Raw genomic sequence first — 19,536 nt, 5'->3', positions numbered from 1 at the left:
TCCGCGTTCGTGCAGAGGCTAGTCTTCCTTACTAATAACACGGAAAATCTCACTGATTGTTGTCTTGCCGTCTGCCGCTTTGCGCAGCCCGTCAACGATCATGGGCACCAATCCACGGGCGAGCGCGTGGCGATGATAATCGCTGTCCGAGCGCCTGGACAAAATCATCGAACGAAGCTCATCATCCATCACCAGGACTTCGTGAATGGCCAGTCGTCCCCGGTATCCCGTACGTCCGCATTCACTGCAGCCTTGTCCCTTATGTAATTGGGTCGCCTCGATCTCGTAGCGCTGCAGCAGTTCCCGCTCGTCCCTACTTGGCTCATACGAAGCTGTGCAGGATGGACAATTGAGCCGGACCAGGCGCTGCGCCACAATCGCATTGACCGCTGATGAAATCAGGAACGGCTCCACTCCCATATCAATAAGCCGGCTGATGGAATTGACTGCATTATTCGTATGCAGCGTACTCATCACCAGATGACCGGTCATCGCCGCCCGGATCGCTATCTCCGCCGTATCATAGTCCCGGATCTCTCCAACCATGATAATGTTGGGATCCTGCCGCAGGATGGCACGCAGTCCCCGGGCAAAGGAAAGATCCGTTACATGATTGACCTGCACCTGATTAATGCCTTCCAGCTGATACTCCACCGGATCCTCAATCGTAATGATATTCACATCTTCATGATTGAGATGAGAGAGCGCCGAATACAGCGTGGTTGTCTTGCCGCTGCCCGTAGGACCGGTAATGAGGACCACGCCATACGACGCCTCGATGCTGCGCAAAAAAGCTTCTTCATTCCGTGGCGAGAAGGCAAGCTTGTCCACCTCGGTCAGCGTACTGCCAAGATCGAGGATCCGCATCACTACCTTCTCGCCGTGAATGGTCGGCAGCGTCGAGATCCGGATATCAATCTTGCGATAGTCTACCTCCTGTTCGACACGTCCGTCCTGTGGCAGTCGCCGCTCGGCGACATTCATGTCTGCCATAATCTTGATCCGGGCTGTGATGACGCCGTGCATGTTGGGCGGCAGCGTTCGCTCGGTTCGCATAACGCCATCCACACGGTACCGGATGCGAAAGCTATCCTCTTGCGGATCCAGATGAATATCGCTGGCCCCGAGCTGGACGGCTTGGGTTATCATCTGGTTGACGGTCTTGACGACCGGTGAATCATCATCTTGACGCGGCAGGTCATAGTCTACCTCTTTGGCCTGCAGCGTCTGACTGATCTGCTCAATCGTCTCCTGGAGTCCATAGTAACGGTTGATTGCACGGGTGAGCTCGTCCTTGGAGGCGATAACCGGGTCCACACGCATACCAGTCGCGATACGAATTTCATCGATTGCAAAATAATCCAGTGGATCCGACATGGCCAGGATCAGCTTGCCGCCATCCACTCGCAGGGGCAGCACACCATGCAGGGTTGCCATCTTCTGCGGGATGAGTGCGATAATCTTCGGCTCAATCTTCTGCCTGAACAATTGAACATGCGGAATGCCAAGTTGGAACTCCAGCACCTCGATGAACTGCTGCTGCGAGATGTACCCCTCGGATATCAGGACATCGCCCAGTCTTTTCTTCATTTCTTTTTGCTGATGCAAGGCTTGCTGGAGCTGATCCGGCGTGATGACGCCAGCATCGACGAGCAAGTCGCCGATTCGTTTGCGGGTTGTGGCCATATTCATCACCCTTTAAGGAATAATCTTCTGAGGAACTGTCGGCTTGTCGAAAGGTGAGAATGAAATTGCCCATAAAAAGGAGGTCACGGGACTTAGGTTGGAAGTTATTTCTATTAAATCAAATGATTCTGAGAAAGTCAACATCCCAAGACCTATTTTACATTCCTTTAATAGAACCTAAGAACTATATTTTTTTGAGCGAATATCTGCTTTTTGAATAACTTTTTATAAATCAGCTATTATAATTTATTTATCGGCAGCTCTCAGTAAAATTTGAAAGGTAATTTAACCCATAAACCGACAAAAGCCCCGGTTGACTTTTGGGAAATAGGGGCGTATAACAGAGATAACTAATACCATTTCGTTGACGGGAATCAGTACGCCCCGGAATTGGTCTCTCCAGAGAGTCGACTGCAGCTGTGATGTCGATGGGACCACCCAGGCCGAATATCCTCCCCGAGAATGCAAGCCCAACCCGGTATGCTCTGGCATGCTTCAGTAAGCTTGGACGGCATCCTCCGTTATCAGGAGCACGTATGACTGTACGTGACAGAGCGCCGCGCGTCCTGTCTGCTAATTGCAAGCAGAGACCGCGGAACAAGGGTGGCACCGCGAGTTGATCTCGTCCCTTCGGGACGGGATTTTTTTGTGTATTTTTATATCACTGGAAGGGAAGATCGAGGATGAATGAACATGCAGGTGGCCACAAACCGGCCGTTGCCTTAACCGATATTGTCTTTGCTCAGCATCTGCTTAAAGATGTCGTCAATCGTACCCCGCTTCAATACAGCCGCGTTCTGTCCGAGCGTTACGGATGCAAGGTGCTGCTCAAGCGAGAGGACCTGCAGGTGGTACGGTCCTTCAAGCTGCGAGGCGCGTACCACGCCATGAAAACATTGGATGCGGAGCAGCTTGCTAGAGGCGTGGTCTGTGCCAGCGCGGGCAACCATGCCCAGGGAGTCGCCTACTCATGCCAGGTGCTTGGCGTACAGGGACGCATTTTCATGCCTTCGACGACGCCACGCCAGAAGGTGAATCAAGTCGCCTTTTTTGGCGGTCCCCGGGTTGAAATTGTGCTGACGGGCGATACCTTCGATGATGCATATGCCGAAGCCATCGCCGTGAGCCAGCGTGATGAGTTGGCGTTTATCCATCCCTTTGACGATCCTGGCATCATCGCCGGCAATGGCACCATCGGCTTGGAGATTCTGGAGGCGGCATCGGAGACGCCCGACTACCTGTTCATGACCGTCGGCGGTGGCGGTCTTGCGGCTGGGGTTGGGGCCTATATGACAGCCGCGGCGCCAGGCATCAAGCTGATTGGTGTAGAGCCTGAAGGCGCCCCTTCGATGCAGGCATCCCTCGCAGCCGGAGAAGTGACGCCGCTAGCGGAGATCGACAAATTCGTCGATGGCGCTGCCGTGAAGCGGGTTGGCGATCTAACGTTCGCTATGTGCAAAGAATATTTGGACGACATCGCTGTGGTTTCGGAAGGACGGGTGTGCACCACACTGCTGGAGCTCTATAACGAGAGTGCCATTGTGGCCGAGCCGGCTGGCGCGCTGCCAATCGCAGCGTTGGAACAATATCGTGATGCAATTATTGGCAAAACGGTTGTATGTATTGTCAGCGGGGGTAATAATGATATAGACCGGATGCAGGAAATCAAGGAACGCTCGCTCATTTATGAGGGTCTGAAGCATTATTTCATGCTGAACTTTCCCCAACGGGCTGGTGCGCTACGCGAATTTCTGGATGATGTCCTGGGTCCGAACGATGATATCACTCGATTTGAATATACGAAGAAGCACAACAAGGATAACGGCCCTGCGCTTGTGGGTATCGAATTGAAGCAGCGCAGCGACTATGAGCCCCTGATCGAACGGTTGAATCATAAAGGATTCCAATACCTTGAGCTAAATAAGGATCCACTGTTGTTTAACTTGTTGATTTAAGATCTGGGCGTAACGAACGGAGAATTACAGATGAGTATGATTAAAGACTGGATTCAGGAATTATCGACGACTGATCCCGATACCTTGCAGCAAGCGCTCGAAAGCTACTCCGCTTACGGGCCCTTGCCAGGCATTGTGGCTCCGCTGCTGGAAGCCCTGCTGCCCTTTTTGCCGTTATTGCTCATCATCGCGGCCAACGCCAACATTTATGGCCTCGGACTGGGCATCCTGTATTCCTGGATCGGCGTGTCGCTCGGATGCGTCCTCGTGTTTTGGCTTGCTCGCAAGCTGGGCGGCCGGCTCGGCGCCTGGCTGCAACGCAAGTATCCGGCGACGGCCCGATTTTTTCACTGGATCGAACGCAAAGGGTTCACGCCGATATTCCTGCTGGCCTGCTTCCCTTTCTCCCCGTCGTCCCTCATTAATATTGCCTCGGGGCTAAGCAACGTCCCATTCCGTACATTCCTGATTGCGGTCTCACTGGGCAAAGCTGTTATGATTATCTGCGTCTCGCTGCTCAGCTTCAACATAACGGATCTGGTGGACGAGCCCTGGCGCATCGTGCTGGCAGCAGGCGTCATGTACATGATGTGGTATGGCGGCAAGCGGCTGGAGCGGCGATATCAATATTAATTGGCACAGGCTTATCATAATCGCATCCTTCTTGTGAAATGCTAAGGTAGAGATTCCATCATAAGGAGCGATGTTACCCGTGAGCGAGCATTCCAATGAATATCATGACATGCTGCCGATGTCCGGAGAGCCTGTCGAGACTGATGGCATTTACCGCAACGAATGGGGCGGCGAGACGCCGTTGAAGCGCGGCGATGTCTTCCCTGCTGATCCCCAGCTCGGCACGACTACCTGGGAGATGGTGGAGATGGATTTTGACAACCATCATCAAGGGCGTACGGATCAGCGTCTGATTCCAGAGAAGAAGGTCAGCAATCTGGAGGCTCATCTGCAGCATCCCCGCCGTCATCCGGACGATCAGGATCATAAGCATTAGTATTGCGAATAGCAATGCCGTCTGCGCACGATACGCAGACGGCATTTTTCGTAGAGTAGCTTGCTACTCAGCCTTGAGGGATGTAGCTGCTGGCGAGCCGGCGGATGGTGCTTCCCGGAGTTTGAGCGTTACCAGCGATGCTGCCATCAGTAGCAGACCAGCCGTCAGAAACACCACTGTCAGTGACGTAGCTTGCATATAGACGCCGGACAACGCCGTCCCGATCAAGATAAAACCAGTAAATATCGGCGTGAATAGTCCATTGATTCTGCCAATATAGCTCTCTTGTATGGACGTTAGCATGATAGTAGCCAGAATCGTCTGCATGAAGGCCAACAGAACCCCGGTCAACCAGCGCATGCTGCCGGTCAGCAACGGCCAGAGTGAAAAGCCTTCAATCATCGTTGCGATGCCGAATACCAGGGTGCCCAGCAGCAGAATCATGCCCTCCTTGCCCTTCAGTTTCCCGCCTGACGACCAGATCCCGGCAAGAATACCGCCCATCAGCATCCCGATGCCGCTGACAGCCGTGAACCATTGCAGGCTCTCCTCCGGCAGCTGCAGCCTCTCGGTGACCAAGAAGATTTCTAGCGGCTGAATTAAACCGACAGACAATGCTATTAGGGCAAAAAGCGAAAATAACACCATCAGCTGCCGATGACTGCGCACATAGGCAAGCCCGCTTTTCCATTCCTGATACAAACCCGTATGTTCCGTGCGTTCTACCGGCTCTGACTTCGGAAGCATCGTGAGGCATAGCGCCGAGAGGGAGAACAGCACAACGAGACTCCCCAGTGAAAAAGAAATGCCGTATTGGCTGTAGAAAAACGTCCCCAACACCGGCCCCCCAATAATGAACAAGGACATCATCGTCTGGGAAATCGCCATTGCCCCTGCTACCTGCTCTTCCGGTACGTAACGTTTGAACATCTTCATCGAGGATGGCTGGGAAAATTGGGACACAATAGCCGATACCGCTGTGGCCGCAAATACGGCTTGCCAATAGCCTGCCTGAACAGCCCATAGAATAGGCAGAATGGAAAGCAGACTCAGGATATCGCCTGTAATCATCGTGCGCTTGGGCCGCCAACGGTCGGCCAACACACCGCCAATTAGAGAAAAGATGAAAATTGGCGCATATTCAGCCAACGTCAGCAGGGAGACGGCAATCGGATCCCCATTCGTCTGGGCAACCACGTAGTAGAGCAAGGCCATATTACGGATCCAGATGCCAACCTGCTGCAGCAGATCGGAGGTCATGACGATAACAAACACCCGATTGCGAAGTAATTCTTTCATATATTGAACCCCCTTAGAAAATCTGACCAGTCGGTTTATTTTTCGCTAAAACCTGACCGGTCAGTTTAATTTAGTGCTAGGCTGAGAGCTGATTCCCCAGACTCCCGCCTTGACCTGCTTAGCTGACCTGCTCCCGCAGTACGCCGTTCAGGAAACAATCTACCGCTAGCTTATAGATCCGTTCAATCTCGTCGCTGTTATATTCATAATAAGTAATACTGAGTCCATCCAGCACAGCTGCGAACAGCAAGGCCAGTTCCTTAACAGGAATCTCGCGCAGTGCGCCCTCTCGGACACCCTGCTGCAGAATTTCTTCATAGCTTCGCCTCGGGGCTTGCGTTGTTCGCACCAGACGATCCAGCATCTCTTGCTGCTTCTGGGCCATGCCGAACTCCTCAGCCACCTTGAGCAGCGGATTGTAGAAATCCTCGACGTAATAGGAGGCGATGCCATAGAGCTTCTCTCTGAACCCCTGATACTTGCCTTCCCGCTCTCTCCACGCGATCCACCAGTCCTCGCTATGCTTCTCCAGCAGCTGCAGGAACAATTCTTCCTTGCTCTCAAAGTGGTAGTAGATGCTGCCTTTGCTGATCCCGCTGTAGCGAACCAAGTCTTCCATTGTCGTAGCCGCATAGCCCTGACTAATGAATAGCTCCTTGACTTTGCTGAGGATCAGTTCCCGTTTGCGCTCTCCTTTGGTACCCGTAGTCATGATGTCATTCCTCCTTTCCCACTATTAAAAACCGACCGTTTGGTTTATTTTATTATAAAAGAAAAAGCTGCCTCATGGCAACTCTTCTTTTTCCTGGGCTTCCACCTTACGCAGTTCCACCTGCTCGACCAGCTTTTCCAGACGCCGGAGGTGATAGGCATATTCAAACATTGCGGCCCCGACGAATATTAATCGCTGCCGCTCCTTGGGATCAATGCTCAAATACGCAGACAGCTGCTCGACCAAGCGGCTGCCCTGCTGCCCGTCCGGACTAATTTCGGCCCCAGCTTTGATCTTGCCCTCGGCCTTAAGCAGAATGTGCTCGTGATACTTGGTCAGATCCTCGATATGTCGGTCAAAGGCCTGGGCCCACTCTACTGACTCGGGAGCGGCAAAATAATGCTCCTCCACAGCATCCAGCAGATCTTCCCCTTTTTGGAGCGCCTTGATCAATTGCTTGGAGAGAACCAACTGCCTGGCCCTGCTCAGCTTGCTGCTGGCTGTAATGGCCCGCTCCTCATCGAACAGGCTGTATTGCTCGTCCAGCTTGCGCAGCATCCCATGCAGCTGCTCCCGTTCCTTCTTGTAGATCTGCTCCTTCATCTCATTGGAAATCGCTGTCCGCAGCAGCAGCGACAGCTGCTGATTGGCCTGTGTGACGTGCACGTTAAATTGGTACCGCGGGCGCGGCGGGAACAGCACGATATTGACAGCAAAGGCCGCTCCCATGCCCGTCAGAACCATCAAGAACCGGTCAACGGCATACCACCATCCTGAAGCGTGGGCTTCCATAACCGCTACGACCGTCACCAGGGTCAGGCCGATTGTGCTCTCCATCTTCAGCTTGATATTAATGACAATGACCACGATACAGACCAATCCGACAGCAATTGGCGTGCTTCCGAACAACTGGACGGCTGCCAGGGCGATTGCCGCGCCAATGAGGTTCGCTTGCACCTGATCCAGCATTTGCTTCCAGGAGCGGTAGATGGACGGCTGGATGGTGAAGATCGCAGCCACCGCCGAGATAATCGGCGACGGGAATTGCAGCCACTCACTAAGAAAGATGGCTAGCGCGACAGCCAGTCCGGTTTTGAGTACGCGCGCGCCGACAGTCATTGACCCTCACTCCCCACTGCATCCTGCGGCATCAGCAACAGCTCTGCCTCGGCTACAGCGAAGCCATTGACGAGCAGCCGGATCAAGTGCAGACCTGGATAGTGCTTGCGTGTCGTCAGATCAGCCCAGCTGTGGCCGCGCCGCCCCTGAAGTCTGGTGCCGCCGGCGACCGTACGGTCAGAGAGCAGAAACCGCTTCGCCGTGCTCTTGCCGTTCGACTTGACGAAGCCAATCTCGTATTCCACCCGAATCCGAACATCCTCACCTTCGCGGACGAGCAGCTCATAGGCAAGCTCCATACGATCACCAATGGCAGCCTCCTGCTGAGACAACTGCAGTGACGCCTCCTCTGCCAGTCCCTCCAGTTCAGCACTATACCCGAAGAGGGCCATAATGTGAGGATCGTCCTTACGTATCAGTGTCCGGCAACCGTGCCTTACAATCCAATCCGTATAGGGATGCTTTCCCTTCCAGCGCACTGCGATATCGCGTACCACTTGCGGGTTATCCTTGGCGATATCATTCAGATTATTCGCTACGCTTTTGCGTACATAGAGCGACTCATCCTCCCTGAGCTGCTCGAGAATGGGCAGGACCGGCGCTGGGTCCTGCTTGAACATCGGCAGCGCCCCGCCCCAAGGCAAGCGGGGCCGGCAGCCTTCACTGGCCAGGCGCCGGATGTGCTCGTTGCGATCGCCCGCCCAGATGTTCATCTGACGCATCATCCGCTCCGGATCGGACATGATAAATGGTCGCACCGCAAATTCGGACGTTGATCCTTGAGTAAAACGCGCCAAGGCCGTCATCGACAGCTCCCAATTCTCCGGGTCTCGTCCGTACTGTTCAACATAATCCGGAAAGATCAAATAAGGCAGCCCGGTGCATGCCTGATCGATCTTATATAGAACCTCCAGCGCTTCACTGTAGCGCTGAGGCAGACAACGGCCTAGCGCCTGCGTAATGATGCGCATTCTGGCCTTTAATGGGCTATCTTCCCACGTATCGTTCAGGACCAGATCCAGGAAGCGCTGCTCCTCAAAGCCGTCCCAGGCTTCGTGAAGGCGTGATGCAAGTTGTGTAAGAAAGGTTATATGATAGATATTTTTGAGCGCTTCAGCCATCGTTGATCTCCTCCTGCGACTATTATAGCTGATGCCGCATCAAAAAGCACAGGACGGTGTCAGTCTGCGTTTTTTTCTCGATCGGGCTGGAAAGCTGTTGCCATTAAGGCGCACTCCTGAGCATACGGAAGCTTGATAATGCACGTCGTCCCTACTCCAAGCTCACTGGAGATGGCTATTTTCCCTTTATGATTATCTATAATCTTAAAGCTGACCATGAGACCCAGCCCGGTACCACGGTTCTTGGTCGTGTAGAACGGTTGTCCCACCTTGGCCAACTGCTCTTCATCGAGGCCAGGTCCTTCATCTTCAATGCGAATCTTAACCTGGGATTCTGAGAGCATCGCACTAATTCGGATACTGCCCCCGCCCGGCATGACCTCAATCGCATTTTTCAGGATGTTGATCAACACCTGCTTGATTTGATTCTCTACACAGCGGACCCAGAGCGGCGACTCACTGTATTCCGCATCCAGGATGATATTGTACAGGTTGGCCTGAGGCTCCAGCAACGCCACCGTATCCTGCACAATCTGGCGGGCATCGCAATAATTGAGCTCGACCAGTTGAGGCTTGGACAACATCAAGAGCTCACTGACAATGGATTCAATTCGGGTGAGCTCGGATTTCATGATGTCGTAGTAACGTGTCTGATCACTGCGGCCTGTGGAAATGAGCTGCAAGAAGCCCTTCAGCGACGTTAACGGATTGCGGATCTCATGGGCAATGCCGGCTGCCAGCTGACCTGCCACATAGAGCTTCTCCGAGTTAATCAGCAGCTCTTCATTCTTCTTCCTCTCCGAGATATCGCGCACGATTAATTGCGTGGCCGGACGCCCCCCAGCGAGCGTTGCGTTGGCTGTCACCTCGGTATGCAGGGTTTTGCCGCCAAGGGTGAACCACTCTTGTTCCAATGGCGTGCCTGAGCCTCCAGCATTCCCTTTTCCCATTTGCATAATCATCTCTTGATGATGCCTTTTGTGCAGCAGCGGCCATACCTCGGTGCCCAGCACTTCACCCGCATGGCCCGCTTCCAGCAAACGCAGACCGGATCGGTTCATATAGATCCACTTGTCCTGCTGGACAATTGCGATCATGTCCAATGAATTTTCTACCAGTAATCGGTATTGTTCATCCACCTGTCCCAGGCGCCTTCTGACCAGGATGACCATCAGACAGACACTCAGGATAAGCAGCGTTCCTACGCCCATCCCGCCCGCCAACACCCGGAGCTGATCAGTAAGCAGGTCAGCTGTCATAATCTTTCCATATTCGACAGTGAGCGCCTCGGTATTGATCATTTGCATGATCATCGCGGAGCAGCCCATCAGGATCGCACTGGGGAGCAGACTGAACCCTTTGCTGCGGTGATAAGCATAACAAGCGAGAATCGTTCCCGCCAGATGAATCAGGAATGCGCTGATAGCCATCCCGGGGTGGAGGGTAAAACCGCGGTGTGAGAAAGATAGGATCTGCCCATAGTGCAGAATTAAGTGAGCCAGAGTAAGCAGGAGACCGGTTGTTAACCATCGCATAAACAAAGCTTGTGTTCTATAGCCAATCATTAGCGAAGCCTTAACGACACCCACTGCCAGTAGATAGGAAAGAACCAGCGTCCAATCCAGGCCGATCAGACTGTCGGAGGCCAATTGAATCAGGAGCTGCATGACGCCAAATCCCAGGACGAATAAGGCAGCAGTGCTCAGTGCCGCATGCCATCGCATGCCCATCTGAACTTGGCTAATCATATAAAAAAATGTGTACGCAGACAGTACGCCTATGGATAATGCCAATGCCAGCAAGAAGAGCTCGCTGGACTCAAAATACGTGCCCATGATGTCCCTCATTCACATGCTATTTCTATTCTGATGTTAAAATTCGACATTTTACCATAAAATCCTTTTTTAAGTAAGGTTTTTTGCGTCAAATCTCGACACTGTTTTTGATGCCTGGAGACCCTGAAAAAACGTCCTAAATCGGTTATACTTATTCCAGAGCTTGTACAGAAAGGAGACGAGAAGTTGAAAAAGATTTTTCAGGAATTTAAGGAGTTCGCGGTAAAAGGGAATGTGATTGATCTTGCCGTCGGAATTATCATTGGCGCGGCTTTTGGCAAAATTGTTACGTCCGCCGTCAATGACCTGATTATGCCTCCAATTGGCAAAGTGCTCGGAGGGATGAATTTCTCCGACCTTTATATTAATCTCGATGACGAATTTAGGTTAAGCGGTCAACCCGCGATGTCATTGGCAGAGGCTCAGCAAGCCGGGCATGCTGTCGTCGCTTACGGGCAGTTTATTAATACCGTCATTGATTTTCTGATTGTGGCTCTATGTGTCTTCCTGATCGTCAAGGGTGCCAATTCCCTGCGGCGCAAGCAGGACGCTCCCGAAGAGCCCCCAGCCGCGCCTACGGAGAAAAAATGCACCTACTGTCTATCCAACATTCCAATCGAGGCAACCCGTTGCGGACACTGCACCTCGCATTTGATTGTCGAGAAGGGTGCCACAACCTAGGGTACAGCCATTAATGCCGCCCCTTTTGGGGGACTCTGCGGCGCCCCTTGCTGCCTAATGGTTTCTTGGAGCTTTTCTTATTGGCTCCCAGCAGACCATGCACAAGGGGGCCTCTTTTTGTCTGGCTGCGGCTTGGACTGGCTTTTCGCTTCCCCCGTCCGGGAGGTCGACTGGCTGCTGGCCTTCGCGAGCTTTGTGGTGCAGACGGCTGTGTATCAGCTCGCTGCTCCCGGAGTCTCGTGGCCGGTGCGCCAGACATTCCGGATGCGGCCAGCCATTCGGCGTACCAGCGGTCAATCATACCGTGAATCTGATAGAATACGGTACTGCCTGGGGCAATATCCAGATCGTTAAGCGCAGGCTCGTTATAGTAGAGAGCGGCCTGCTGATGAATGCAATTGTGCAGACCGGACGCCTCAATGAATCGTCCTAATTCGTCAGCACTGGCAAAGGAGCGCGGGTTCATCGTAATTCGCTGCTCAGCTGCCACATCGTAGCAGGGCGACCGACGAATCTGCTCGGGCGGCAGACCCCACGGCTGGATAAGACCGGGATCGTAGCCTTGTTGCAAATACCACTGCCGGGCCTTGGCAATATATTGACGATGAAACTGCAAGAAATCCAGCCCATAGCCCGGTGGCGGGTTGTTCGTATTCACTTGATGCCTCGCATGATGCCAGTTCCGGTGCTCAGCTAGCAGCTCCGGCGGAAAATTGGGAATGGCCGGCATACTCATTCCTCCTCTATTTTTTAGACGCTTCTTGTGCTTTAGTGTATGATGATGTTTGCCCGGCTGTGAGCAACCGAAGCGCATGCAAGTTATTTTAAAAAAACCTGTTGACACTTCCCACACTTCCATGCTAATATCTTTCTTAGGGTTCGCAAGATAAATTACTTGCCGTTGTAGCTCAACTGGTAGAGCAACTGACTTGTAATCAGTAGGTTGGGGGTTCAAGTCCTCTCGACGGCACCATTTAAACTGCTTCAGAACGGTTCACCTAATGATGCATGTGTCGCAACCCATACATAATGACCACTCCTCGCGGAGTGGTTTTTTTGTTATTTATATATCTTCTTGGTTTGAAGTGGTATCGAATGTCCGATTCAGGGGTTACGCGTACGGGTAATATAGAGAATCAATGGAATCCAACCATAATTGGGGGTAGATGAGGATGGCTTATCATAATCTTCTCGTGGCCTATGATGGCTCCGAGCAATCCATTCGTGCGCTGAAGACGGGAATTGAGATGGCCCGCAGCTGGAACGCCAAGCTAGAAGTGGTCCATGTCTTCGACATCCCGATGCTGATCGTTGGCGAAGCAATGATCCCCCCGCCGGTGGAGAATTCAGTCGCTATCGCTCAGGAAGCGGATAACCTCGCAGCTGAGGCTCAATCCATTCTGAGTGCTTCGGATGTACAGGCCGAAGTAACCGTATTACAAGGCGACCCTGGACGCCGGGTTATTGAAATGGCGGAGGAGAAAGGAATCGACCTCATTATTCTGGGCAGCCGAGGCATTAGCGGTATTAAGGAAATGTTCCTGGGCAGCGTGAGCAATTACATTGTCAAACATTCGAATATTCCGCTTCATATTTTGAAGTAACGGCATGCATTCATTATCCAACAGATAAAAGCCTCTGATTCTCTTAGGAGAACCAGAGGTTTTTTTTTACGGTCAGTTTATGATTTCGGCTGGAGCTCCACGTTTTCCTTGAGTACGATCAACTGTCCGTCTTTTTCGTCGATCGTCAGGGAGTCGCCTTTGGAGATGTTGCCCATCAGCAGCTCTTCCGACAACCGATCCTCAATATGCTTCTGGATCGCTCGACGGAGCGGACGTGCACCATACTGTGGATCGAAGCCTTCCTTAGCCAGGAACGACTTGGCCGAGTCCGTCAGGGTGAAGGCTACTTCTTGTTCCAAGAGACGCTTACGCAGCTCTTCGGACATGAGCGAGACGATCTCGTTGATGTGCTCTTGCTCCAACGAGTGGAACACGATCGTATCGTCAATCCGGTTGAGGAACTCCGGACGGAAGCTCTTCTTGAGCTCGCCCAGCACTTTATCCTTCATCTGACTGAATTCATGGCCTGCATCATGAACGGCCGTGAAGCCCAGTGTCGAATTACGTTTAATCTGATCTGCCCCAACGTTAGAGGTCATAATAATCAGCGTATTGCGGAAGTCAACGACGCGGCCTTTGGAATCGGTTAGACGGCCATCCTCCAGCACTTGCAGCAGGATGTTGAATACCTCGGGATGCGCCTTCTCGATCTCATCAAGCAAGACAACAGAGTAAGGCTTGCGGCGTACTTTCTCGGTCAGCTGACCGCCTTCCTCGTACCCGACATATCCTGGAGGCGCGCCTACCAGGCGGGATGTCGAATGCTTCTCCATATACTCCGACATGTCGATGCGGATGACCGCATTCTCTTCTCCAAACATCGCTTCGGCCAACGCACGTGCCAGCTCGGTTTTACCGACCCCTGTAGGACCCAGGAAGATGAACGAGCCCATTGGACGCTTCGGATCCTTCAGTCCAGCACGGGAACGGCGTACAGCACGGGATACAGCCTTAACCGCTTCGCTCTGACCAATCACACGGCTGTGGAGAATCTCTTCCATCTTCAGCAGACGTTCGGACTCTTCCTCGGCGAGCTTGCTAACCGGAATACCAGTCCAGCTGGCCACCACCTGTGCGATGTCCTCCGGCGTAACCTCTGAATCCGTACGGCCTTGTTTTTCTTTCCACTGATTTTTGGTAACATCCAGCTCTTCACGGATTTTTTGCTCGGTATCACGCAGAGCCGCTGCCTTTTCGAACTCTTGGCTTTGTACAGCGGAGTCTTTTTCCTTCCGGATATCATCCAGACGGTTCTCCAATTGCTTCAGGTTCGGCGGTACAGTGTAAGAGTGCAACCTTACCTTGGAGCTGGCTTCATCGATCAGATCGATTGCTTTATCGGGCAGGAAGCGGTCCGTGATATAGCGATCCGACAGCTTCACTGCTTGCTCGATGGCGTCGTCTGTAATTTTGACCCGGTGATGGGCTTCATAACGGTCACGCAATCCATGGAGGATCTGTACCGCCTCTTCCGGCGAAGGCTGATCCACCGTAATCGGTTGGAACCGGCGCTCCAGCGCGGCGTCTTTCTCGATGTATTTGCGATACTCATCCAGCGTGGTTGCACCGATGCACTGCAGCTCACCACGAGCCAGGGAAGGCTTGAGGATGTTGGAAGCGTCGATCGCTCCCTCCGCTCCGCCTGCGCCAATCAGCGTATGCAGCTCATCGATAAACAGGATGATGTTATTCGCTTGACGAATTTCGTCCATGATCTTTTTGAGTCGGTCCTCGAACTCACCACGGTATTTGGTACCCGCTACGACCGATCCCATATCCAGCGTCATGACACGCTTGTCACGCAGCGTCTCTGGAATCTCATTGGCGATGATTTTCTGAGCCAGCCCTTCAGCGATGGCTGTTTTACCAACGCCGGGTTCACCAATCAAGACCGGGTTGTTCTTGGTACGGCGGCTCAATACCTGAATGACCCGCTCAATTTCCTTGCTGCGGCCAATGACCGGATCGAGATTGCCATCACGAGCAATTGCCGTGAGATCCCGTGCCAGACCATCCAGCGTTGGCGTGCTTACATTAGTAGGCGTACCATGGCTGCTAGATACAGCTTCACTGCTGCCCAGCAGTTGAAGGACTTGTTGACGAGCTTTGTTCAGGCTGATCCCCAGGTTATTGAGGACACGTGCGGCTACGCCTTCTCCTTCACGAATCAAGCCGAGCAGGATATGTTCTGTCCCTACATACGTATGACCCAGCTTGCGGGCTTCGTCCATCGACAGCTCAATGACTTTTTTCGCCCGTGGCGTGTAAGCAATGTTGGTCGGCTGCTCCTGTCCGCGGCCAATCAGAGATTCGACCTCGTCCTGGATTTTCTCCAAGCCCAGTCCCAAACCGATGAGAGCCTTGGCAGCAATGCCTTCCCCCTCGCGGATCAGACCAAGCAGGATATGCTCTGTACCGATATTGTTATGCCCCAGCCGTACGGCTTCTTCTTGAGCCAGTGCAAGTACCTTTTGTGCGCGTTCCGTAAATCTTCCGAACATCATGTTCAAACACCTCCGTGCTTAGGTTTTGGGAGATAAATATCGTCTAATCAATTCAGCACGCCGGACATCCCGTTCTTCGGTATTCAATGGTTCACTGAATACTTGCTGCAGGAAGCCTGGCTGTGTAAGTACCATTAATTCATTCATTACCTGTGGAGAAAGACTTTGAATCAGCTGTAGGTCAATCCCCAGTCTCACATCCGACAATCGCTGAGCCGCTTCCTTGGAATCCATGATTGTTGCGTGGGAGAGAATGCCGTATGAACGTTGTACGCGGTCCTCGATGCGAATCTGCGATTCCGCCATCAGCCGCTCCCGTGCAGCCTTCTCATGCTCAATGATTTGCCTAGCGACGCTGTACAGATTGTCGATGATCTCATCCTCGGATTGACCGAGAGTAATTTGGTTCGAGATTTGAAACAGGTTACCTATAGCTTCGCTGCCTTCCCCGTATAATCCTCTAACCGCCAATCCAACTTGGGTAATTGCAGATAAAATTCTGTTAATTTGCTGTGTCAGCACCAGTGCCGGCAGATGCATCATAATCGATGCCCGGATGCCTGTGCCCACATTGGTTGGACAGCTTGTCAGATAGCCTCGTCGTTCACTGAAGGCATAGTCGACTTCCTGCTCGAATATATCGTCGATCTCGCTGGCCAGCTGCCATGCTTCCCGGATTTGAAATCCCGGGTACAAGCACTGGATGCGTAGATGATCTTCTTCATTAATCATGATGCTAACCGACTCACTGCCGCTCAGCACCAAAGCCCCGCCACGCGATTCATTAGCTAGATTGGGGCTAATCAAGTGTTTCTCCACCAGCACCCGCTTTTCAAGCTCGCTCAGATCGCTTAAGACGAAGGTCTCAAAGGCGCCTAGCTCATCCAGCTTGCCGGAGCGGGGCACTTCGGTCAATTGCTCCATGACCTCGCGTGATTGCTGGTTGGTCGCCAGCATCGGAAACGGATGGTGACGCAGATTGCGAGCTATGCGAATCCGGCTGCTGATCACGATCTCCGAATCGGGGCCATCCTCTCTCATCCATTCGCTCAGGGCATCCTGGGCGAATCGCCGCTTTTCCATTCCCAACCCTCCTGCTCATAAGCTTCGTATAATATGCGTCCGTCTACAAATCCGTGATTTTACTCTCTAGCTCCCGAATCTGGTCCCGGATGCTGGCTGCTTGCTCGAACTCCTCCTGCTCAATATGCTGGTGAAGCTCCTTCTTGAGCTGCTCGACCTCTCGCTTGTACTTGATCTGACCACCTGAGCGCTTGGGAATCTTGCCCACGTGACTCGCGTTGCCATGTACCCGTTTGAAGAGCGGGTCCAGACGGTCGGAGAAATGCTTGTAACACGAGCTGCAGCCGAAGCGTCCAATCTTGCGGAATTGAGAATAAGTCAACCCGCATTCATCACAGCGGATCGTTTGAGGCTTGGGACCCAGGCCTGCAGAGGGCTCAAATTCCAGCAAACCAGACAACAGGCTGTGAATAGAGAACCCGTTGGCTGTACCAGGGATGCCTTCTCCTTTTTCACGGGCGCACGATTCACAGATATGAAATTCCGTTTTCTCACCATTAACGATCTTAGTGAAATGCAAGGTGGCTTGCTTGGTTCCGCATTCCTGACAAATCATTGTTGCTGCCTCCCTCCTCTCGCGCCTGCGTTATTTCACAAGCAAGGATATAAGCATTGCCTTAAGTATCTTAGCCCGAATTTCATCTCGGAGCGGTAACCCAACGATGATAACATCCCGGGAAACAGCCGCTTTCAACAGATTGGCCTCGCGGGATGAAATCCTATCCGCTTCTCTTAGCTGATAAATCAGCCCTTCTGCTGCTGCCTGATCCACCCGGTCTCCGATGGTGCTGTTAATGTAACCTTGAATCGCCTTCAGCAAAGGCAACTCTACACGCTGAATCCGGATATATCCGCCTCCGCCTCGCTTGCTTTCGACCAAATACCCCTTCTCAAGGGTGAATCGTGTGCTGATCACATAATTGATCTGCGAGGGAACGCATGAAAACCGGTCAGCCAGATCATTGCGCTGGATTTCGACAGCCCCTTCGGCACTCTCTTGCAACAGTTGCTTCAGATATTGCTCCAGAGTATCGGAAATGTTGCGCATATCACCAACCTCCCAGAGTCGTTCACCAACCTGCACAACGTTTCTTTGATTGACTTTGACTTTCTTTGACTTTAACCTTATTATACGCAATTTTCTAAAAACGTCAAGCGTTCTTTAGCAACCCTTCATTAAAAGAAGTCCATTAAGTATGTGGTCTTGGCCGATATACACGCTTCTAGGAATTGTATCGCTTGATGATCGCCTTGCAATTGCATCAACTCCCTCAGCTCAAGCGGCCGTTTGAATCCAATCATCATGGCAGACAAGGACTGGATCGAGCAGCTGATTTGTGCCTCAACTGCATTTGGCTGATTATATTTTGTCACAGCGTGGCCGTTTTCATTAAACTCGATTTGATACACGCCCTCATTCCAAGGCGCATACTCATCCGTGACCGCGATTGTTACGTTCCCCTGCTCCACCGTTGGGGCAAAGGGATAGGTCGTCAAGAAGGATTCGACATCCACGATACGCCCCATGAAATAAGGAATTAACTTCTGTTCAAAACGTGGATTCGACAGCAAGTAAGACAGCGAATCATCCGACGGCGCTTTCAATTGCACACGCTCGATCATGGAGTCATGATTGCTTATGAAGTTCCATAAGCCCTGGCGCGCTTCAGGAGTCAGATACACCATTTCATGCACGATGAACTCGCGATTATCAATTTTGTAAAACAGATAGCCAGTTATTTGATTCTCAGCATCCGTATAGACCGCTACATACCCTTGATTGCGCTTAAATATCGATTGGAACCACCAGTCACCGGATCGAGCTAAAGTGCCATTATAGCGGCTCGCGTAACGCTCATAGACCGGAGCAATCCGATCCACCAAGCTTTGATTCAACTCGCTATATCTCTTGACCGTGCCATCAACAGGACTGCGAGGCGGCAACAATTCCGTCTCAATCGTATACGCTTTGTACTCCACATACATTTCCCATCCGTAACGGCGGTAAAACTGGAAAGCGAACGGGGTCAGAAAGGAGATGGTCTGTCCCTGATTACGCATATGCTTCAACGAGTGAACCATCAGTTGCGCTACTGCACCTTGACGACGATGCTCCGGCCAAGTCGACACACCGGCAATCCCGCCCATAGCCAGCGATTTGCCTCCAATATAAGTCTGTAGCGGCAGCAGCGTGAGCTGAGCAATCAATTGCCCTTCTTCAAAAACACCCCAGACCTCTTCCACATTGACACGTGCTTTCGCTTGCTCCAGTTCGTTCTCATCGAGCTTGAACTGAAAGGCATACATCGCAAGCTCCAGACTAGCCTCCACTTCATCTGCGGTTATATTTCGCAACTCCACAAGAGCACCTGCTTTCCTCTAGATACTGGTATTATGTCATAAGGAGACGCCAGGGTTCAACCTGAGCGAGTAGAGGTCATTCACATTGAACTGACAACTTGCTCTTTTGGCGGCTTAACTGTAGTTAAGCGTACGCTGGACCTGTGATGAAGCTAGGCGCGACTTAGTGAGAAAGGGTCTACTTGGGGGGAGAACGTGGGGGTAGCTCCTAAAGACAAAAGTACAACTAATTTCTCACTTTCATCTTAAATTGGGTAGCGTCAAGAAGTTTGTGTAAGCAGGGAACAACTCCCAACGAGTGGCGTGTAATTAGGTGTTGAAATAGATAGACGAGTGTAGCCCAAGCGAAGGCGCGGGAGCCCGAAGGGTGGTTTAGGTTTCCTCCTCCCTTGTCGGATAACGCTCCTCAAAGAGCGCCTGGAGTTTCTCCTTCACCAGAGCATCATTAAATCCACGGATGACGCGGCTCTCAAAACGCTCGTTGTAGGTTGTCACCTCTAGGTAAACGATCTTCTCCGCCGCGTCCATATTGGTCAGACTGTTCAT

General features: G+C 52.2%; 17 protein-coding genes, 1 tRNA gene, 1 pseudogene and 1 other annotated feature. Of the genes and pseudogenes, 6 read left to right on the top strand and 13 right to left on the bottom strand.

The features are described 5' to 3' along the window. Nucleotides 1-18: 18 nt before the first annotated feature. A complete protein-coding gene (locus F556_RS0124985; protein WP_020619742.1) occupies nucleotides 19-1,686 on the bottom strand; it encodes a GspE/PulE family protein in 1,668 nt (555 codons plus the stop codon). A gap of 355 nt (nucleotides 1,687-2,041) precedes the next feature. Continuing rightward, nucleotides 2,042-2,319, top strand: a binding site (T-box leader). 50 nt (nucleotides 2,320-2,369) lie between these two features. On the opposite strand from F556_RS0124985, the gene ilvA reads away from it, so the two are divergent. The 3 genes from ilvA (at nucleotide 2,370) to F556_RS0124970 (ending at nucleotide 4,650) form a co-directional block, all read left to right on the top strand. After that, a complete protein-coding gene (gene ilvA / locus F556_RS0124980) occupies nucleotides 2,370-3,641 on the top strand; it encodes a threonine ammonia-lyase IlvA (protein ID WP_020619741.1) in 1,272 nt (423 codons plus the stop codon). Nucleotides 3,642-3,671: 30 nt separating this feature from the next. Continuing rightward, nucleotides 3,672-4,274 carry a TVP38/TMEM64 family protein gene (locus F556_RS0124975; RefSeq protein WP_020619740.1) on the top strand — a complete coding sequence of 201 codons (603 nt, stop codon included), beginning with the start codon at nucleotides 3,672-3,674 and terminating at the stop codon, nucleotides 4,272-4,274. A 70-nt stretch (nucleotides 4,275-4,344) separates the two neighbouring features. Continuing rightward, complete coding sequence (locus F556_RS0124970) at nucleotides 4,345-4,650, top strand: hypothetical protein (RefSeq protein ID WP_040717808.1); 306 nt, start codon at nucleotides 4,345-4,347, stop codon at nucleotides 4,648-4,650. Nucleotides 4,651-4,713: 63 nt separating this feature from the next. Here the strand turns inward: F556_RS0124970 and F556_RS0124965 are convergent, their stop codons facing one another. From F556_RS0124965 to F556_RS36630, 5 genes are all read right to left on the bottom strand, one after another. Continuing rightward, nucleotides 4,714-5,949, bottom strand: coding sequence for an MFS transporter (locus tag F556_RS0124965; protein ID WP_020619738.1), 1,236 nt, complete (start codon nucleotides 5,947-5,949; stop codon nucleotides 4,714-4,716). 118 nt (nucleotides 5,950-6,067) lie between these two features. Then, complete coding sequence (locus F556_RS0124960) at nucleotides 6,068-6,661, bottom strand: TetR/AcrR family transcriptional regulator (RefSeq protein ID WP_020619737.1); 594 nt, start codon at nucleotides 6,659-6,661, stop codon at nucleotides 6,068-6,070. A gap of 72 nt (nucleotides 6,662-6,733) precedes the next feature. Next, nucleotides 6,734-7,780, bottom strand: a complete 1,047-nt coding sequence (locus tag F556_RS0124955; RefSeq protein WP_020619736.1) for an FUSC family protein — start codon at nucleotides 7,778-7,780, stop codon at nucleotides 6,734-6,736. Next, nucleotides 7,777-8,901, bottom strand: a complete 1,125-nt coding sequence (locus F556_RS0124950) for a DNA alkylation repair protein (RefSeq protein ID WP_020619735.1) — start codon at nucleotides 8,899-8,901, stop codon at nucleotides 7,777-7,779. The genes F556_RS0124955 and F556_RS0124950 overlap by 4 nt, the downstream gene beginning before the upstream one ends. A 59-nt stretch (nucleotides 8,902-8,960) precedes the next feature. Then, nucleotides 8,961-10,736 (bottom strand): ATP-binding protein, encoded by a 1,776-nt coding sequence (locus F556_RS36630; RefSeq protein ID WP_020619734.1) that lies wholly within the window; start codon nucleotides 10,734-10,736, stop codon nucleotides 8,961-8,963. A 186-nt stretch (nucleotides 10,737-10,922) separates the two neighbouring features. Here F556_RS36630 and mscL point away from each other — a divergent pair, with 186 nt between their 5' ends. After that, nucleotides 10,923-11,417, top strand: a complete 495-nt coding sequence (mscL, locus tag F556_RS0124940) for a large conductance mechanosensitive channel protein MscL (RefSeq protein ID WP_020619733.1) — start codon at nucleotides 10,923-10,925, stop codon at nucleotides 11,415-11,417. Nucleotides 11,418-11,427: 10 nt separating this feature from the next. Here mscL and F556_RS36625 read toward each other — a convergent pair whose 3' ends face one another. Then, on the bottom strand, nucleotides 11,428-12,147 hold the full coding sequence (locus F556_RS36625) for a hypothetical protein (RefSeq protein ID WP_020619732.1): 720 nt from the start codon (nucleotides 12,145-12,147) through the stop codon (nucleotides 11,428-11,430). Between the two features lie 167 nt (nucleotides 12,148-12,314). On the opposite strand from F556_RS36625, the gene F556_RS0124930 reads away from it, so the two are divergent. Then, nucleotides 12,315-12,390, top strand: a tRNA-Thr gene (locus F556_RS0124930). A gap of 199 nt (nucleotides 12,391-12,589) precedes the next feature. Further along, nucleotides 12,590-13,021: a universal stress protein gene (locus F556_RS0124925; RefSeq protein WP_020619731.1), complete on the top strand. Its 432-nt coding sequence runs from the start codon at nucleotides 12,590-12,592 to the stop codon at nucleotides 13,019-13,021. Nucleotides 13,022-13,098: 77 nt separating this feature from the next. Here F556_RS0124925 and clpC read toward each other — a convergent pair whose 3' ends face one another. The 6 genes and pseudogenes from clpC to F556_RS39290 form a co-directional block, all read right to left on the bottom strand. Further along, complete coding sequence (gene clpC, locus F556_RS0124920; RefSeq protein WP_020619730.1) at nucleotides 13,099-15,546, bottom strand: ATP-dependent protease ATP-binding subunit ClpC; 2,448 nt, start codon at nucleotides 15,544-15,546, stop codon at nucleotides 13,099-13,101. A gap of 18 nt (nucleotides 15,547-15,564) precedes the next feature. Next, a complete protein-coding gene (mcsB, locus tag F556_RS0124915; protein WP_020619729.1) occupies nucleotides 15,565-16,629 on the bottom strand; it encodes a protein-arginine kinase McsB in 1,065 nt (354 codons plus the stop codon). Nucleotides 16,630-16,672: 43 nt separating this feature from the next. Then, nucleotides 16,673-17,185, bottom strand: coding sequence for a protein-arginine kinase activator protein McsA (gene mcsA, locus F556_RS0124910; protein WP_020619728.1), 513 nt, complete (start codon nucleotides 17,183-17,185; stop codon nucleotides 16,673-16,675). A gap of 30 nt (nucleotides 17,186-17,215) precedes the next feature. Then, the gene (locus tag F556_RS0124905; protein WP_020619727.1) at nucleotides 17,216-17,677 is read right to left on the bottom strand and encodes a CtsR family transcriptional regulator; all 462 of its coding nucleotides are present in this window, start codon (nucleotides 17,675-17,677) and stop codon (nucleotides 17,216-17,218) included. A gap of 128 nt (nucleotides 17,678-17,805) precedes the next feature. Further along, nucleotides 17,806-18,990: a GNAT family N-acetyltransferase gene (locus F556_RS0124900; RefSeq protein ID WP_020619726.1), complete on the bottom strand. Its 1,185-nt coding sequence runs from the start codon at nucleotides 18,988-18,990 to the stop codon at nucleotides 17,806-17,808. A 372-nt stretch (nucleotides 18,991-19,362) separates the two neighbouring features. Beyond that, nucleotides 19,363-19,536: pseudogene (locus F556_RS39290) on the bottom strand (IS256 family transposase); the annotation flags it as partial.

It is taken from the genome of Paenibacillus daejeonensis DSM 15491 (genome assembly GCF_000378385.1).
In the GTDB taxonomy this organism is placed as follows: Bacteria; Bacillota; Bacilli; order Paenibacillales; family Paenibacillaceae; genus Paenibacillus_D; species Paenibacillus_D daejeonensis.
This window is presented reverse-complemented; position numbering and strand designations above follow the sequence as displayed.

Bases quoted from the DNA above. Each gene is read 5' to 3' on its own strand.
- F556_RS0124985 (WP_020619742.1), bottom strand. From the start codon at position 1,686: ATGGCCACAACCCGCAAACGAATCGGCGACTTGCTCGTCGATGCTGGC.
- ilvA (WP_020619741.1), top strand. From the start codon at position 2,370: ATGAATGAACATGCAGGTGGCCACAAACCGGCCGTTGCCTTAACCGAT.
- F556_RS0124975 (WP_020619740.1), top strand. From the start codon at position 3,672: ATGAGTATGATTAAAGACTGGATTCAGGAATTATCGACGACTGATCCC.
- F556_RS0124970 (WP_040717808.1), top strand. From the start codon at position 4,345: ATGTTACCCGTGAGCGAGCATTCCAATGAATATCATGACATGCTGCCG.
- F556_RS0124965 (WP_020619738.1), bottom strand. From the start codon at position 5,949: ATGAAAGAATTACTTCGCAATCGGGTGTTTGTTATCGTCATGACCTCC.
- F556_RS0124960 (WP_020619737.1), bottom strand. From the start codon at position 6,661: ATGACTACGGGTACCAAAGGAGAGCGCAAACGGGAACTGATCCTCAGC.
- F556_RS0124955 (WP_020619736.1), bottom strand. From the start codon at position 7,780: ATGACTGTCGGCGCGCGCGTACTCAAAACCGGACTGGCTGTCGCGCTA.
- F556_RS0124950 (WP_020619735.1), bottom strand. From the start codon at position 8,901: ATGGCTGAAGCGCTCAAAAATATCTATCATATAACCTTTCTTACACAA.
- F556_RS36630 (WP_020619734.1), bottom strand. From the start codon at position 10,736: ATGGGCACGTATTTTGAGTCCAGCGAGCTCTTCTTGCTGGCATTGGCA.
- F556_RS36625 (WP_020619732.1), bottom strand. From the start codon at position 12,147: ATGCCGGCCATTCCCAATTTTCCGCCGGAGCTGCTAGCTGAGCACCGG.
- F556_RS0124925 (WP_020619731.1), top strand. From the start codon at position 12,590: ATGGCTTATCATAATCTTCTCGTGGCCTATGATGGCTCCGAGCAATCC.
- clpC (WP_020619730.1), bottom strand. From the start codon at position 15,546: ATGATGTTCGGAAGATTTACGGAACGCGCACAAAAGGTACTTGCACTG.
- mcsB (WP_020619729.1), bottom strand. From the start codon at position 16,629: ATGGAAAAGCGGCGATTCGCCCAGGATGCCCTGAGCGAATGGATGAGA.
- mcsA (WP_020619728.1), bottom strand. From the start codon at position 17,185: ATGATTTGTCAGGAATGCGGAACCAAGCAAGCCACCTTGCATTTCACT.
- F556_RS0124905 (WP_020619727.1), bottom strand. From the start codon at position 17,677: ATGCGCAACATTTCCGATACTCTGGAGCAATATCTGAAGCAACTGTTG.